The sequence below is a fragment of the Phenylobacterium sp. genome (assembly GCF_035309685.1).
GTDB lineage: Bacteria > Pseudomonadota > Alphaproteobacteria > Caulobacterales > Caulobacteraceae > Phenylobacterium.
The window spans coordinates 24,890-40,406 of sequence record NZ_DATGEX010000067.1; the positions used below are offsets into that span (position 1 = coordinate 24,890).

14 protein-coding genes and 1 tRNA gene are annotated in these 15,517 nt (G+C 69.8%); 8 read left to right on the forward strand and 7 right to left on the reverse strand.

Annotated elements, in window-relative coordinates:
• Positions 1 to 2: 2 nt before the first annotated feature.
• Positions 3 to 950 carry an SPOR domain-containing protein gene (locus VKQ35_RS21410; RefSeq protein ID WP_324364944.1) on the reverse strand — a complete coding sequence of 316 codons (948 nt, stop codon included), beginning with the start codon at positions 948 to 950 and terminating at the stop codon, positions 3 to 5.
• Between the two features lie 42 nt (positions 951 to 992).
• A complete protein-coding gene (gene lipB / locus VKQ35_RS21415; protein WP_324364946.1) occupies positions 993 to 1,718 on the reverse strand; it encodes a lipoyl(octanoyl) transferase LipB in 726 nt (241 codons plus the stop codon).
• A gap of 53 nt (positions 1,719 to 1,771) precedes the next feature.
• On the opposite strand from lipB, the gene VKQ35_RS21420 reads away from it, so the two are divergent.
• From VKQ35_RS21420 to VKQ35_RS21445, 6 genes are all read left to right on the forward strand, one after another.
• Positions 1,772 to 2,050 carry a FliM/FliN family flagellar motor switch protein gene (locus VKQ35_RS21420; RefSeq protein WP_324365154.1) on the forward strand — a complete coding sequence of 93 codons (279 nt, stop codon included), beginning with the start codon at positions 1,772 to 1,774 and terminating at the stop codon, positions 2,048 to 2,050.
• 75 nt (positions 2,051 to 2,125) lie between these two features.
• Positions 2,126 to 2,210 (forward strand) — tRNA-Leu (locus tag VKQ35_RS21425).
• 63 nt (positions 2,211 to 2,273) lie between these two features.
• Complete coding sequence (gene mgtE / locus VKQ35_RS21430; protein ID WP_324364948.1) at positions 2,274 to 3,710, forward strand: magnesium transporter; 1,437 nt, start codon at positions 2,274 to 2,276, stop codon at positions 3,708 to 3,710.
• A 105-nt stretch (positions 3,711 to 3,815) separates the two neighbouring features.
• Positions 3,816 to 5,078: a lysozyme gene (locus tag VKQ35_RS21435; RefSeq protein ID WP_324364950.1), complete on the forward strand. Its 1,263-nt coding sequence runs from the start codon at positions 3,816 to 3,818 to the stop codon at positions 5,076 to 5,078.
• A 45-nt stretch (positions 5,079 to 5,123) separates the two neighbouring features.
• Entirely contained in the window at positions 5,124 to 6,290 is a 1,167-nt protein-coding gene (locus VKQ35_RS21440; protein WP_324364952.1) for an isovaleryl-CoA dehydrogenase, read from the forward strand.
• Positions 6,287 to 6,709 carry a DUF3574 domain-containing protein gene (locus VKQ35_RS21445; RefSeq protein WP_324364954.1) on the forward strand — a complete coding sequence of 141 codons (423 nt, stop codon included), beginning with the start codon at positions 6,287 to 6,289 and terminating at the stop codon, positions 6,707 to 6,709. The genes VKQ35_RS21440 and VKQ35_RS21445 overlap by 4 nt, the downstream gene beginning before the upstream one ends.
• Before the next feature lie 118 nt (positions 6,710 to 6,827).
• On the opposite strand, the gene VKQ35_RS21450 is transcribed toward VKQ35_RS21445, so the two are convergent.
• Both VKQ35_RS21450 and VKQ35_RS21455 read right to left on the reverse strand, forming a co-directional pair.
• Entirely contained in the window at positions 6,828 to 7,442 is a 615-nt protein-coding gene (locus VKQ35_RS21450) for a hypothetical protein (protein ID WP_324364956.1), read from the reverse strand.
• A 57-nt stretch (positions 7,443 to 7,499) separates the two neighbouring features.
• Positions 7,500 to 8,879: a S8 family serine peptidase gene (locus tag VKQ35_RS21455; RefSeq protein ID WP_324364958.1), complete on the reverse strand. Its 1,380-nt coding sequence runs from the start codon at positions 8,877 to 8,879 to the stop codon at positions 7,500 to 7,502.
• A 115-nt stretch (positions 8,880 to 8,994) separates the two neighbouring features.
• Here VKQ35_RS21455 and VKQ35_RS21460 point away from each other — a divergent pair, with 115 nt between their 5' ends.
• Positions 8,995 to 9,489, forward strand: coding sequence for an RNA polymerase sigma factor (locus VKQ35_RS21460; RefSeq protein ID WP_324364961.1), 495 nt, complete (start codon positions 8,995 to 8,997; stop codon positions 9,487 to 9,489).
• On the forward strand, positions 9,486 to 10,166 hold the full coding sequence (locus VKQ35_RS21465) for an anti-sigma factor (protein WP_324364963.1): 681 nt from the start codon (positions 9,486 to 9,488) through the stop codon (positions 10,164 to 10,166). The genes VKQ35_RS21460 and VKQ35_RS21465 overlap by 4 nt, the downstream gene beginning before the upstream one ends.
• A gap of 2 nt (positions 10,167 to 10,168) precedes the next feature.
• Here the strand turns inward: VKQ35_RS21465 and VKQ35_RS21470 are convergent, their stop codons facing one another.
• The 3 genes from VKQ35_RS21470 to VKQ35_RS21480 all read right to left on the reverse strand — a co-directional run bounded on the left by VKQ35_RS21470 (position 10,169) and on the right by VKQ35_RS21480 (position 15,464).
• Positions 10,169 to 12,364, reverse strand: coding sequence for a penicillin acylase family protein (locus VKQ35_RS21470; RefSeq protein WP_324364965.1), 2,196 nt, complete (start codon positions 12,362 to 12,364; stop codon positions 10,169 to 10,171).
• A gap of 143 nt (positions 12,365 to 12,507) precedes the next feature.
• Complete coding sequence (locus tag VKQ35_RS21475; protein ID WP_324364966.1) at positions 12,508 to 13,197, reverse strand: PEPxxWA-CTERM sorting domain-containing protein; 690 nt, start codon at positions 13,195 to 13,197, stop codon at positions 12,508 to 12,510.
• A gap of 464 nt (positions 13,198 to 13,661) precedes the next feature.
• Positions 13,662 to 15,464 carry a patatin-like phospholipase family protein gene (locus tag VKQ35_RS21480; RefSeq protein ID WP_324364968.1) on the reverse strand — a complete coding sequence of 601 codons (1,803 nt, stop codon included), beginning with the start codon at positions 15,462 to 15,464 and terminating at the stop codon, positions 13,662 to 13,664.
• Positions 15,465 to 15,517: the final 53 nt, after the last annotated feature.

Here is a 15,517-nt window from a genome sequence, read left to right on the forward strand (position 1 = left end):
CTTCAGCGGCGGATGAAGCAGGCCTGGCCTTCGGCGGACAGCTTCTTGCAGAACTCGCCGGCCTGGGCGTTCGTGCCGAAGCCTGAAATGAGGGCCCGGTTGACGGTTTTTCCATCGACCTCGACCGTCGCCACGCTGCCGCTCAGGCCGCCCATCTCGCCGGCGAACTTCTTCCTGAACTTGGCGAGCAGGCCTTCGATGTCCGGCTTGCTGGGCGAGGCGCCGATCTGCACGGCGATCGCGCCGCCGGACGGCGGCTTGGCCTTGGGCGGGGGCGCCTCGGCCACCGCGGCGGGCTTGGCCGGCGGCAGGCCCGGACGCAGAGCCGGCTGGGCCTTGGGCGCTTTGGGCTCGGGCGCGGCCTGGGCGGTCTGGATCGGCGCTTCGGTCGGGGCCTTGGCGGGTTCGGGCGTCTTGGGCGTCGCGCCGGCCTTGACCTTGGCCATGAGCGGGCGTCGGAAATCGCGGTCGCAGAGTGCGCGGATCACTGCGCCCAGCGGCGCCGACGCGGTCGGCGTGACCCAGTTGGCGTCGGCCTCGCGCACGGTCCTGGGATCGTTTTTCAGGTCGCGGCCGGTGAAGCCGGTCATGACGCCCAGGCGCACCGACCGCTTGTCGCAGTCGATCTCGACGGGGATCGACCAGGAGGCGATGCCCTCGTGGCTGAGGATTTGCGGGTCGAGCGCTTCCGAACTGATCGCGGCCAGGAAGCCGCGCGGCTGGCCGGTAGGTTGGGCGCCGGTGACGGCGGTCACCGCCGAGGGACTGATGTCCACCACCTGTCCGGGGGCGATCGGGGTCTCGCGCTGCAGCCAGGCGGTGATGTCGCTGAGCGCGCGCGACGGCGGATAGCTCACCGGCAAGGTCTGGCCCGAGACCGGCGCGGCTGCGGCGAGGACGGCCCCGAACGACAGGGCGAGGGCGGCGAAGGACAGGGATAAGCTGCGCATTGCGCCCCACATCGCATCGACGAGGCGGTTCGTGAAGCCTGCTTAAGCAGGCGGCGTGGCGTCCGTGGCCGGTCCGAACACGGCCTCGAAGCTGGCGCGGAGCGCCGCGTCGGCCTCGTCCATCGTCACCGGCAGGCCCAGGTCGACGAGACTGGTCACCCCGTGATCGGTCACGCCGCAGGGCACGATGCCGGCGAAGTGGGCGAGGTCCGGTTCGACGTTCAGCGAGACGCCGTGAAAGGAGACCCAGCGGCGCAACTTCACGCCGATGGCGGCGATCTTGTCTTCGCGGACGGGCTGGCCGGCCTCGCGCCGCGCCACCCAGACGCCGACGCGGCCCGCGCGGACCTCGCCGACGACATTGAACCGCCCAAGCGCTCCGATCACCCAGGACTCCAGGGCTGCGACGAAGGCGCGCACGTCGCGGCCGCGCCTGGTCAGGTCGAGCATCACATAGGCCACCCGCTGGCCGGGGCCATGATAGGTGAACTGGCCGCCGCGGCCGCTCTCGAACACCGGAAACCGCTCCGGCTCCAGCAGGTCGCCAGGCTTCGCCGAGACGCCGGCGGTGTAGAGCGGCGGGTGCTCCAGTAGCCAGACCAGCTCGCGGGCGCGCCCCTCGGCGATCGCCGCGGCGCGAGCCTCCATGGCCGCCACGGCGTCCGGATAGGCCACCGGCGCGGCCGAAACCGCCCAACCGGCCGGCAAAGCGTCATCGCGGCCGAAAATCGGGCCTTTCGCCGCTGGATTTAACACCCGGTCAAGCATGTCACGGCCAATGTGGGCGCTGGGCCTGCGAAGCGCAAAGCCCGTGTGAAAGTCTGCAGAGTTTCTTGGGGCGTGCATCCGTGAGCCAGGTCAAGGCGGTCAATGTCGAGATTCAGGTGGTGCTGGGGCGCTCGACGCTCCCCATGCAGCAGCTGCTGCGCATGGGCCGCGGCGCGGTGATCCCGCTGGACACCCAGGTGAACGACGAGGTCTGGATCCTCGCCAACAACCACCCGATCGCCCGCGGCGAAATCCAGATCAACGATGAGAAGATCTCCATCGCCGTGACCCGCGAGGCCAACGTCTACGACTTCATGGCCGGCGGCCAATAGGCGTCCGCGCCGCGCAGGCGTTTCCCGCCCTTCACAAAGCCGTCGCCGTTTGCTACCCCCCGCGCCTCACCACGAGCGGTCGTGGCGGAATTGGTAGACGCGCAGCGTTGAGGTCGCTGTGGGGCAACCCGTGGAAGTTCGAGTCTTCTCGACCGCACCAGTGAAACAAGGTCCTAATAACCCTCAGGAAAACAGCGCTTCGAAATAAGCCAGGAAGGTCCGCATGAGCCGTGAAACGGACGACCTTGAGCTGAAGGAGCGACCTGAGACCGAGGAGGACCTGGAAGACCTCGCGCTTGGCGAGGACTATTCCCTAAATCCGGCCTACGTCCCGATGGTGGTCGACGCGCTCGACCGCGGGGACACCGAGCGTCTGCGCGAGCTCTTGGGCGCCCTGCACCCGGCCGACGTCGCCGACCTGATGGGTTTCCTCTCGGCGGATGACCGCGAGGAGCTGGTTCCCCACCTGGATCCCGAGATCCTGGGCGAGGTGCTGACCGAACTCGACGACGAGATCCGCGAGGAAATCCTTGAGCACGTGCCCAGCCAGGTCCTGGCCAAGGCGCTGGGCGAGATGGAGAGCGACGACGCCGCCGACGTCGTCGACGACCTGGAGGCCGACAAGCGCGCCCAGGTGCTGGCCGCCATGCCGGAGACCGAGCGGGCGGCCATCGAGACGACGCTCGCTTACGAGGACGAGACGGCCGGGCGGTTGATGCAGCGCGAGGTGGTGGCCGCCCCGCAGTTCTGGACCGTCGGCCAAGCGATCGACCATCTGCGCCGCGAGAGCGAGGAGCTGCCGGAGCTGTTCTTCGATGTCTACATCGTCGACCCGGCCTTCAAACCGGTGGGCGCCTGTCCGGTCAGCCATCTGCTGCGCACGTCGCGCGACACGCCGCTCGCCCAGATCATGGAGCAGGTCACGGAAATCCCGGTCGATATGGACCAGGAAGAGGTGGCCTACATCTTCAACAAATACCGGCTGATCTCGGCGCCGGTCACCGAGCCGGGCGGCCGGCTCGTCGGCCAGATCACCGTCGACGACATCGTCGGCATCATCCAGGAAGAGACCGAAGAGGATATTCTGGCGCTGGCCGGCGTGTCCGACGCCGGCCGCGATGCGAACGTGTTCGGCATCGTGCGCTCGCGCCTGCTCTGGCTGGTCCTGAACCTCGCCACCGAGGCGGTGGCGGTGGGCGCGATCGCCATCTATCAGGACGAGATCGCCAAGATCACCGCGCTGGCGGTCCTGATGCCGATCGTCTCCTCGGTCGGCGGTAATGCGGGCACCCAGACCCTGGCGGTCGCCGTGCGCGCGCTCGCGCAGCGCGAGCTGAACGCCTCCAACGCCGCGCGCATCTTCTGGCGCGAAATGGGCGCCGGCATCGTCAATGGCGTCGTCGTCGCGCTGGCCATGGGGGCCGCGGTGACGGTGATCTATCACCAGCACTGGGACTTTGCGGTCCGCCTGGCGCTGACCGTCGGCCTGGCCCTGGTGGCCAACATCTTCACCGCCGCCGTGGGCGGGATCCTCGTGCCCTTGGCGCTGGAGCGGACCGGACGCGACCCCGCGGTCTCGTCGTCGATCTTCATCACCTTCCTGACCGATTTCATGGGATTCTTCGCCGTGCTGGCAATTGCCGCCCTTATCCTGTTGTAAGGATTGGCGGACTAGGCCTAGCGGCCCGGAACTTGCCGCGCGAAGCCGGCGCACCCGGGGGGTGCGTCAAACTGGGTCACAGAGGGTATGCAGCCTCGCCACCGTGTGTCCCGAGCCGCGATCGAGCTGATCAAGCGGTTCGAGGGCTACCGCCAAGCGGCCGCTCAGCTGCCCGATGGGCGCTGGACGATCGGTCATGGCCACACGCTGACGGCGCGCGAGGGCGCGAGCGTCTCGCCGGACGACGCCGAGGCCCTGCTGCTTTACGACCTGATCGGCGTCGCCCACGCCCTGAACGAGGCGGTGTTCACGCCGCTCACCCAGAACCAGTTCGACGCGCTGGCCTCTTTCGTCTTCAACATCGGCTTGGACAGCTTCCACCAGTCGGGGGTGCTTAGGCGCCTGAACGAGGGCGCGCTGATCCAGGCGGCCTGCGCCATGGAGCTGTGGCGCAAGGCCAATGTCGGCGGTGAGCGCATCGTCGTCGACGCCCTGGTCCGCCGCCGCTCGGCCGAAAAGACCCTGTTCCTGACGCCGCCGGGGGAGGCCTGGGTTTCGGCGCCCACGCCGATCCTGCAGCCGCTGCTGGATACCGACGCCGAGGGTGTCGTGCCCTTGCAGGCGCCGGTGGAGGTGACCGCGGTCGTCGAGGGCGACCAGCTGGTGGTGCTGCGCGACGGCGAACCCGCACCCGCGCCCATCCCGCCGGAAGAGGATGAAGCGCAGGGGCCGGCCAAGGCCGCCGCCGAGGCGGTGAGTGCGCGGCTTTCCACCATCTTCCAGGAGTCCGGCGAGGCGCCGGCCCCTTCGGACGCCGCCCCCGAGGCGCCGCCGGCGCCCTTCGAAGAGCCGGTGCCCTTCTTCCTGCGCGCGCCGGAGCCCGAGCCCGAGGACGAGGTCAAGCCGATCGCCACCTGGACCTCGCACCCCGAGCTGGACGACGCGGGCGAGGCGGCGGCTCAGGGTGGCGACCTCTTCGCGCCCAGCGAGTCGGACGGCGTCGAAGACCCGGCCGCCGAGGATGAGGCCGGCTTCGAGGACGGCGAGCCTTTCGACCGCGACCGGGTGCTGATCGACGATACGACGCCCTTCGCCTTCGACGCCCCGGTCGTGCAGCCGCTGCCGGAACGCCCGGAGGGCGGACTCCTGACCCTGATCGCGCTCGCGGCGCTGGGCCTGATCTTCTTCGGCGGCGGCATCTTCTGGGCGACCTACGCCCACACCGGCGCGAGCGCCGGCCTGTTCGGTCCGCGGCTGGTGGGCGGTCTCGCCGGGGTGGCCGGAGTCGGTTTTTTCGTGGTCGCTGTCTATCTGCTCCTCGACCGGCTGGGCCGCGCCGCCGAGCGGGACGCGCGCGAGTACCGCTAAGCCCAAAACTCGCGAGAGCCGGCGACGCATGCTAAGCCGCGCCGCATGATCCCCAACCACGGCCCCAGCCTGGAATTCGGCCTCGGCGAGACCGCTGACGCCATCCGCGAGACCACCGCCCGCTTCGCCGCCGACCGCATCGCGCCGATCGCCGCGGAAATCGACGAGACCAACGCCTTTCCGCGCAGCCTCTGGCCGCAGATGGGCGAGCTTGGCCTGCACGGCGTCACCGTCGAGGAGGAATTCGGCGGGCTGGGCCTGGGCTACCTCGAGCATGTGGTGGCGATGGAGGAGGTCTCCCGGGCCTCAGCCTCGGTGGGGCTCAGCTACGGCGCGCACTCCAATCTGTGCGTGAACCAGATCCGCCGCTGGGGGAGCGACGAGCAGAAGCGCCGTTACCTGCCGGGGCTGATCAGCGGCGAGCATGTGGGCTCGCTGGCCATGAGTGAGGTCGGCAGCGGCTCCGACGTGGTCTCCATGCGCACCACCGCGCGCCGGACCGGCGACCGCTATGTGCTGAACGGCACGAAATTCTGGATCACCAACGCCCCGCACGCCGACACGCTGGTCGTCTACGCCAAAACCGACCCCGACGCGGCGGGGAAGGGCATCACCGCCTTCCTGATCGAGAAGGGGATGAAGGGCTTCAGCGTGTCGAAGAAGCTCGACAAGATGGGCATGCGCGGCTCCGACACCGCCGAGCTGGTGTTCGAGGACTGCGAGGTCCCGGAAGAGAATGTCATGGGCCCCGAGAACGGGGGTGTGGGCGTCCTGATGAGCGGCCTGGACTACGAGCGCGCGGTGCTGGCCGCAGGACCGCTCGGCATTATGCAGGCCTGCCTGGATGTGGTCCTGCCCTACGTCCGCGAGCGCAAGCAGTTCGGCAAGGCCATCGGTTCCTTCCAGCTGATGCAGGGCAAGATCGCCGACATGTACGTGGCTCTGAATTCCGCGCGGGCCTACGTCTATGCGGTCGCCAAGGCCTGCGACGCGGGCATGACCACGCGCTTCGACGCGGCCGGCGCGATCCTGATGGCGTCCGAGAACGCCGTGCGGGTGAGCCTCGAGGCGGTGCAGGCGCTGGGCGGCGCCGGCTACACCAAGGAATATCCGGTGGAGCGGCTGGTCCGCGACGCCAAGCTTTACGACATCGGCGCCGGCACCAACGAGATCCGGCGTTTCCTGATCGGACGGGAGTTGATCGGCGGATGAAGTTCGCGGGGGCTCTGATCGTTGCGGCGTCGTTGGCTGGCCTGACCGGCTGCATCTCGACCTACACCGTGCCGCCGCCGGCCTGTCCCGCGGGGCAGGAGGCGCAGCGCACCGCGCAGCTGTTCTTCGGCCGCAACATCGGCGGCCAGCCCGGCGTCAGCGAGGCCGAGTTCCAGAAGTTCATCGATCAGGAGATAACGCCCAAATTCCCGGATGGTCTGACGGTGATGGACGGCGGCGGCCAGTGGCGCGGCGACGAGAACAAGCTGATCCGCGAGGCGGCCAAGGTGGTGCTGATCGTCCTGCCGAAGCGCGGCGATGCGTCGGGCCGCATCGAGGCGGTGCGCAACGCCTACAAGGCCCGCTTCCACCAGGACTCGGTGCTCTTGATCACCCAGTCGTCCTGCGTCTCCTTCTGAACGCCGGAAAAGCCGAAGGGCCGCCGGATCGCTCCGACGGCCCCTCCACGGCAAACGTAACCGACAAGCTCAGCGAGCCTCTCCAGGTCGGCCGCGCCGCCGCAGAGCTGTGCGCGGCCTAGCGGCGGACCGAAGCCGAGCCGTTCGCCGATCCGCTGGCCGCCGTATCGGCCGATGCGCGGGGCGGCGCGGTCGTCGCCGAGGCGGCGCTGGAGCCCTGGGCTGAGCCGCTGGCGCCGACGTGGCGGGTCTGCACTTGGCCGGAGCCCCCAGCCTGGCCGGAGGCTGAGACGCCCTGGTCGGCGGCGCTGGCGGCGCGCTGCTGCGCTTGGCTGGCGAAGCCCGCGGCGCCCTGCGCCGCGCCGGCCGCGCTCGCCTGGCCGAAGCCCGCAACGCCGGCGGCGGCCGTCTGGCCGGAACTGGCGGCGCCGGAGGCCGCGGCCTGCCCGTTCGCCGCCGCGCCGGCGGCCGCGCCACGCGCCTTCGAAGCGGTGGAGCGCGGGATCCGCGAGGCGCTGTCGCCCGTGTGGCCCATGAGATCGGAATTGGCGTCAAAGCTCCCGCGGCCGGCCGCCGAGCCTGTCAGGCCGCCGCCCAGGCCTGCGGGGCCGCTCATGAGGCCGCCCGCGAGGCCGCCGCGCGCTCCGCCGCCCAGCAGCTGAGCGTCAGCGGCGCTGGCCAGCGCAAGGCTGGCGCTCAGGGCGGTGGCGATGAGGACTAGGGTCTTGCGCATCGAAAATCTCCTGTGGTTCGAGGCTTCCTGAAGACCCAACGACACAGGCCGCGGATTTCATCCCGCGGGCTTGAGTTTTTCCGCCCGCGACGATGTCGGGGCCGGAACATTCATCCCAATCAGGCCGTGTCCAAGGTCTGCCGCCCGCGCCAACCGGGCGGGGGCGCGCGCCTCGCGCGCCAGAGCCGAAACCGCGGCTTCGGCCTGGACCCGGTCGGGCCCGGTCATGCGCCCGGCCAGCGCCCCGGCGACGATAGGCGCGGCGAACGAGGTCCCGCGCACGGCCGTGACGCCGCCGCCCGGCGCCGCGGCCACGATCCCGGCCCCGGGCGCGGCGAAGTCGACGTGAAGCCCACGGCCCGCCTCCGGCAGCAGTCGGCCGTCGGGACCGACGCCGGTCACCGCGATCACGCCGGGGTAGGCGGCCGGATAGAGCGGCGGCGCGGCCGGGCCGTCGTTGCCGACCGGCGCCACGACCAGATATCCGCGCACGATGAGGGACTGCACAGCGGCCTGCAGCAGCCGGTTGGGCGGGCCCACCAGGCTGATGCTGATGACCGGCGCGCGCATCTGAGCCAGCCAGCCCATGGCGCGCGCGACAGCTTCCGCAGAGCCTCCGGCCGCCGTCGGGCCGTAGACGTCCGCCACATAGAGCGTTGCGCCCGCCGCCGCGCCGCGGAAGCCAGGGGCCTGGCCGGCGATCAGCGAGGCGACGGCGGTGGCGTGGGCCGTGACGTGCGCGCCGCCTGGCGCGAAGGCCTGCTGGACGAGACGAGCGTTCGACAGGGTGGGCGCGCTCGCCGCGACAGCCCCGTCGATGACACCGACCGACCGCTCAAGGGCGCCTGGACCCTCGCCCACGGCGCCGGATGCGGCGGCGCCGACCGCGCCGGCCGGCTGATAGAGATGATTGAATTCATACTGCCCGGCGGGATCGAGCGTCCGGAGCCGCCGAAGGGCCTCGACCGCAGACATGCCACGGGGCGGGCCGAGCACCACGGCTTGCAGGTCCAGCCCGGCAATCTCGCCGGCCGAGCGGACGGTGAAGCCCGCCTCGCGAAGGTGTGCGAGGGCGGCGTCGGAGACGCCAAGACCGAGCGCCTCGCCGCGCACCACCGGCTGGCCATGGTCATCGGCCTCGACGACATCGCGATGCTCGCGGATCAGCCGCTGCGCCGCCTGCGCCCGCGCGCCCATCAGCTCCGAAACGGCCCTGTCCGTCAGGGCGTTGGCGCCTCCCGCGACGGAATCGGTCACGCGTGCGGGCAGGCTGGATGGCGGGAGGTTCGGCAGACCTATGGGCGCGCCTGGCAGGCCCAGGCCGCCGCGCAGAATCTGCGCCGCCGCCGGCGATCCGCCAACGAGGATCGCACAGGTGATGAGCGCCGAGGCGGCGAGGCGGCGGTGTCGGTCGTGGGGCTGAACGGCGGGGGTCACGTTGGATAAACTCCCAAGGCAGCGCTTGGCGCCGCTGTGCGTTTCACTTTTTGCGACCCCCTGGGGATGAAACGCGCCGGCGCGGTCGTTTCATCCTTTGAGACAAAGGTAGCCCTTGAGCGGCCTGGACCACGAGATCGTCGAACTCCTGCCGCGTCTGCGGCGGCTGGCGCGCGCCTTGGCGCGCAACGCCGCGGACGCCGATGATCTGGCCCAGGTAACGGTCGAACGGGCGCTGGCGCATCGTGGCCAGTGGCGTCCGGGGACCCGCTTCGACAGTTGGATCTTTCGGATCATGAAGAACGCCTGGATCGACGAAACCCGCGCCCGCCGCCGCCGCGGCGCCATATTGGCTCCGGCGGAGGAGGGCGAGCGGGTGGGCGACGCCGGCGCGGCGGCGGCGGAAGATCGGCTGGTGGTCGGCGAGGTCGAACGCGCTATGTCGCGCCTGCCGGACGATCAGCGTCTGGCCGTGGCTCTGGTGCTGATCGAGGGGCTGTCCTACCGGGAGGCCGCTGCGGTGCTGCAGGTGCCGGAAGGCACGCTGACCAGCCGCCTGGTGCGCGGCCGCTCGGCCCTGCTGGCCGATCTCGAGGAGGCCGCGCCGTGACACCGTCGCCGGAAACCGTGGCCGCCTATGTCGATGGCGAACTTTCGCCCGAGGCGCGCGTCGCTTTCGAAGCCCAGATGGCCTCGGACCCCGCGCTCGCCGCCGAGGTGGCGCGCCAGCGGGCGCTCGCGAACCGTCTGGCCGCCGCCTACGACCCCGTGCTGACGCAGCCTGTCCCCCTGGCGCTCGCCCTCGCCGCCCAGGCGGCCAATGATCGGCGCGGCCCGCAGATCGGCGCGCGCGGTTGGGCGGCGATGGCGGCCTGCCTGGCTGTGGGCGCCGCGGTGGGACTGGCCGTGCGCCCCGCTGAGGGCCCGCTGGCGAGCCGCCATGGGGCGCTGATCGCCCAGGGCGGCCTTAGCGCGGCGCTGACCACGCAGCTGGCGTCGGATGCGGGGCCGGTGCGGGTGGGCCTGACCTTCCGCACGGCTGAGGGCGGCTATTGCCGCACCTTCGAAATGGCCGCCGACCGCCTGGCCGGGGTGGCCTGCCGCGACGGTGGCCGCTGGACGGCGCGCGCGGTCAGCGCCTGGACGCCGCCCGCGGCGAGCGCCTATCGCACGGCCGGCGCCGAGACCCCGCCCGCCGTCCTCGCCGCGGTCGACAGCCTGATCGCCGGCGAGGCCCTCGACGCAAGGGCTGAGCGCGCGGCGCGCGACAGCGGTTGGAAGCCCTGAGCCTATTGGCCCGGGCGGTATTTCCGCTCCACGTGGCCGACGAGCTGGTCGGGGTAGAAATAGACCTCGCGGAAATCACCCGAGGCGTAACGCTGCGCCTGGTCGTCGAAGTGCTTGGACGCCGGGTCGCCGCTTTCGCCGCCGGCGGTGACCGCGCGGGCATGGATGCGGTCGCCGAATTCCACCACGGCCACGAAGCTGTTGCCGCTGGAGCCGTAGTATTTCTTAGTGTCCGGGTAGCGCTTGGCGCCGAAGGAGGCGAGCGAGCCCCACTGGGCCGAGGCGAAGGGCACCGGGATCGAGGGGCCGGCGTCGTCGAAGTGCTGGGTGATGTCGTCGTTGATCCGCTGGAAGCGGTTGATCTGGCCCCAGGGGGTCTTCCAGGTCCCGAAGTCCTGCGTCAGCCGATCGACGCTCTCGGCCAGCGCCTCCAGCTTCTGGGCGGGCGTGGCGCGCTCCGCCATGTACTCGTAGGGGTTCAACCCGACCGCCTTCGCCTGTTTGGCGGTCTTTTCCCAGAGGGCTTCGCCCCAGCCAACCGCGACGGACGTCTCCACCGAGCCGGCCGACCAGCGGTCGTCCCAGGCGCGCAGCGCCTTCACCGGCTCGGCGAGCTTGGCCTTCAGCGGGTCGGCGGCGGGCAGGGCGTCATAGGCTGCCGCCAAGCCTGGGATCATCCGGTCGAAGGCGGGCAGCCAACTGTCGAAATCGACCTGGTGGATCAGCCGGTCGAGGTTCAGATCATGCGCCGCGCTCAGCACGCGAACGGCGTGCGGAGTCCGCGGATTGTCGCCGGCCTGGTCCATATACCGCGGGAAGGCTGCGGCCTTGGGGCTGTTCGGCCCCGCCGCCTGCCATGGGCTGTCGTTGGAATTGTAGACCCAGCCGTTCGGCGGGCTGATCACCTTGGGCATCTCGGCGAAGGGCGTGATCCCTTTCCAGTCCGTGGCCGGATCTGAGCCATCGACGGGCTTGGTGTAGTCGAAGCGGTTGTCGCGCCTGGGCATGAACTGCGGCAGCAACAGCGCCGTTTCGCCCTTGGTGTCGGCGAAAAGGGTGTTGTTGGACGAATTGGCGGCAAGTTCCGCCACCTTCAGGAATGAGGCCAGGTCGCTTGTCTTGGTGCGCCCGAAGCTCTGTTCCAGCGCCTCGACGGGCCGGTTCATCAGCGCCATCGCGATCCACTTGCCGTGCTCGGCGCGGACGATCGGACCGTGGTGCGTGCGGTAGGTGGTGAAGGTCTTGGCCGCCATGCCGCCGTCCGGCGTGCGGTAGGGGACCCGGATGGTCTGCACTGTGACAGGGCGCAGGTCCGCGCCGTATCGGTAGAAGAGCTTGCCGTCCTTGTGGACGATGGTCTCGGCGAACTCGTCGATGGCGTCGGCGCCGGTGGAGGTGTGCATCCAGCCGGCGTGATCGTTGAAGCCCTGGTAGATGAAGAACTGGCCCCAGGTCGATGCGCCATAGGCGTTGAGGCCTTCGTCGCTGGTCACTTGCTGCTCGGCGCGGAAGAAGAACGAGGTGTGGGGGTTGATCAGCAGCATGGCGTGATGATCGGCGCTGAGCTGCGGGCCGATGGCGACGCCGTTGGAGCCGGAGGGCTCCTTGAATTTCAGGCTCTCGTCGTCGGACAGCGAGGCGGTCTGAACCTGGCCGTAGAAGGCCTCGATCCCGCCCAGCGGCGCCTTTTCGATGTCCGGCCCGATGCTGCCCTCGGTGAAGCTGAGCGCCATCCAGGGTTCGAAATGTTTGATAACCTTCGGTGTGACCTTGGGATGGGTCGCCAGGTAGTAGTTCAGGCCGTCGGCCCAGCTCACCATCAGAGTCTTCAACCAGGCCGGCGAGGTGGAGTATTTCGCTTTCAGATCAGCCGGATCGACGATCAACTTCTGACGAAGATCCTTCCAGATCGCCGCCTGACCCTCGGTCTCGGCGCTGCGGCCCATGGCGGTGACGTAGTTCATCTCTACGCGGTTGAAGTCGTCTTCCGCCTGGGCGTAGATCATCCCGAAGACCGCGTCGGCGTCGGTCTTGCCGTGGATGTGGGCGATCCCCCAGTCGTCACGGGTGATGGTGACGCGGGCAGCCTCGGCCTTCAGGCGGGCCTTGGCGCTCGGCGCCGCCTTAGCCGCCGCGAAGGCCGGCGAGGCCAGGGCCAGGCCGGCCAGGAAAAGGGCTGCGAAACGCGTCTTGGACATACGAAATCCCCGAACCGACTCCTGGCGGAACTTCGCAGGCGCGCCCGCGAAAGCAAGAGAGGCGATTGCAAGGACCCGAAATGCGAAAGGCCGCCCTGTCGCCAGGGCGGCCTTTGCAGCTTGATCGGCCGTGTCGCGCCGGTCTAGGCGGCGAGGGCGGCCGCTTGACGCCGGCGGCGGAGCATCGCGCCCATGCCGCCGAAGCCGCCGATCATCAGCGCCCAGGTCGCGGGCTCAGGCACGCCGCCTTCGGTGCTGGAGAGGAACTCCACGCGCAGGCCGCTCGGGTTGCCGGTGGCCTGGCCGAAGTTGATCACGTCGAAGGTGACGGTGTTCTCGCCGGCCTGGAACACCGACGAGTCCGCCGAGAAGCCGGTCCAGCTGGTGAAGCCGCCGAGCGCCGGGCCGTTGTCGGCGCCGAGGATGGCGGTGTTGTTGACCTTGATCCACAGGATGCCGTTATCCGCCGCGAACTGGCCGGCAAAGCTGGCGCCCGCCGCCTGGGCGGCGGTCAGGTCGAAGGTCTCGGAATACTGGTAGAAACCGTCGTTCCGCGGGTCGACGGAGTCGGCCGCGTTCGCGGTCGGCGTGATCCAGCGCGAGGTGGTGTCGGTCGCTTCCGACAGCCAGGGGCCGAGCGGAAACTGGCCCTGGGTGCCGCTGATGTAGGCATTGCCGCCGTCCAGCGTCCAATGGCTGTCGACGCCGTTCGGCGCCTGGACGCCGGCGTTGGTCACGCCGGTGTTGTAAAGCCCGACGATCGACGCCGCCTGGGCCCCGCCCGTGATCGTCAGCGCGCCAACCGCGGCGACCGCAAAAGCCAAAACCTTCATACGAACAACCTTCTTTGAAAACTTCGCTGAGGGGAGCCATCGCTTTCGGGATGGTCAACGAAAGGTTGCCGTAGCACAGCTTTCCGGCGAGCGCCGAAGAAAATTTTCCCGAAACACCACTATCTGGGGAAGTATTGGTTAATTTTCCCCCCTGAGGGGATTAATTCCCCTCGCAACGGTTATCCTTGGGGGCGGCCCCCAGGCCCAGCACTGGAAATGCGAAAGGCCGCCCTGTCGCCAGGACGGCCTTTCCATAGTCGGACCGCAGAGCGGTACGCGACCCTATGCCAAAGCTTCGGCCTAGGCGCGGACCCCGCAAGCGGAGGTCCAGGTCACGGTCACCGGGCTACGGTTTTCACTATGAGACACTGGATCACCTCCTTTCAGTTGCTGAGCAAGGACCCGCAATATGGGTCGCTTCGGAGCTTCACGCAAACACCGCCTTGCCGCAGGCCGGCGGATTTTCAGCCCGTCGCGGCGGTCGTGTTCGAGCTCTGGGTCTTGGCCTGCCGGACCTCTTCCAGGCTGCGGCGGCGGCGCAGCGACTGGACGGGGCGGTCGAGCTTGTCCAGCGCCTCGATGGTCGCGCGGTAGCCCTCGGCGACCGCCTCGTCATAGGCGCCGCTGAAGTCGCGGATTTCCACCTTGGAGACCTCGGGCATCACCAGCACGTCGGTGGCGTCGCGCGCCGCGGTAAGGTCGCGGGAGGTGGAGACCGTCGCCGCCCGCATCAGCAGCGAGACGATCGGCGGACCGTTGCGCCACTGGCCCGACCAGAACCAGCGCCAGACCGAGGCCGGCCGCGCCACGTCGTCGGCGGTGATGCTGCGCCCGCCGGTGACGTCGACGCCCACGATGGGGCCGAGCTGGCCCGCGCGCATCACGTCCGCCGGGAAATTCTTCATCACCGCGCCATCCACCAGCACGTTCTGGTCGTCGGTGGCCGGTGGCAGGATGCCGGGGAGCGAGATCGAGGCCCTGAGCGCGCGACGCAGCAGGCCGCGGCGGTGCATCTGATAGGCGCCGGTGGTCAGATTCGACGAGAGGCAGAAGAACGGCAGCCAGAGGTCGGCGATCTGGGTGTCGCCGAAGTGGTGCGCCAGCCGCTCGTTGACCTGGATGCCGTGAGTCATGGCCAGGAGCGGGAAGGCGATGTCGGCCAGCGGGCTGGTGTCGACGAAGGCCTGGCGGATCCGGACCTCCATCTCCTCGTTGTCCCAGCCCATGGCGACGCCGGCGGCGATCACCGCGCCCATGGAGACCCCGCCCACGAAGTCGATGGGCACGCCACGCTCGCGCAGCGCCTTGACCGCGCCCACGTGGGCATAGGCCCGGGCGCCGCCGCCCGAGAGCACCAGGCCCACCGACTGGCCGGTGAGCACGCGGGCCATCCGCTGGAGGTCGCCCTCGTGGTCGCGCCGCACATGGAACAGCCGCGCCGGCTTGGCGATGTCGAGCCAGGCCTCCGAGCCCTGCGGCCGGTCGGTGTCCGGCGGATGCAGCAGCACCAGATCGACCAGCTGCTGGGCCTGCAGCGGTGATGGGACATCGACCATCGCCTCCGCCTTGGGCGGGCTCTTGTCGCCTCGGCCGACCCGGAACAGGCGGTCCACCTGGCGCGCCACCACCTGGCGCCAGCCGCCATCTGTGGCCTCGGCGACGTAGAGGACGAAGTCGTGGGTCCGCTCGACGTCGGAGAACCACTCGGTGGGCGCGGTCTGCGCCTCGAACCCGATCGTGGTGACCGAATAGCCCAGCTTCAGGATCTCGCGGGCAAGGCGCTCCACCAGGGGCCGCAGCGTGTTGGCCGCACCCAGCGAGACGAAGCCGAACACCGAGGGCTCGCCGACCCCGCCGCGGGTCACCGCCTGGCGGGAACGCAGCATCATCAGCTTGGCGAGCTCGATCATCACCGCGGTGTCGGCCTCGCAGGCCTCGAAAAAGGTGTCGCGGGGCACCGCGATGATCTCGGAATCCCGCAGCGCCACCACATCGGCGGAGTGTGGCGCCTCGGCGATCAGGCTCATCTCGCCCGCCGGTTCGCCCGGGCGGATCACGCCCAGGAACTGCGTCTCGTGTCCCAGCTCACGGCGGAAGGCGCCCAGCCGCCCGGCGCGCACGAAATACAGCTGCTCCGACGGATCGCCGGCCGCGAACAGGGTCTGGCCGCCGGGCAGCGAGAACCACGTGGAATCCTCCTGCACGCGCTCCTGCAGGAAGAGCCGCGCCAGCGCCGACTCGTCGAGGATATCGGGCAACCGGGACACGGGCGCGAGCCTAGCTTGGCGGGAGAGTCGCAGCTACGGCCTCTAGGCAAGTC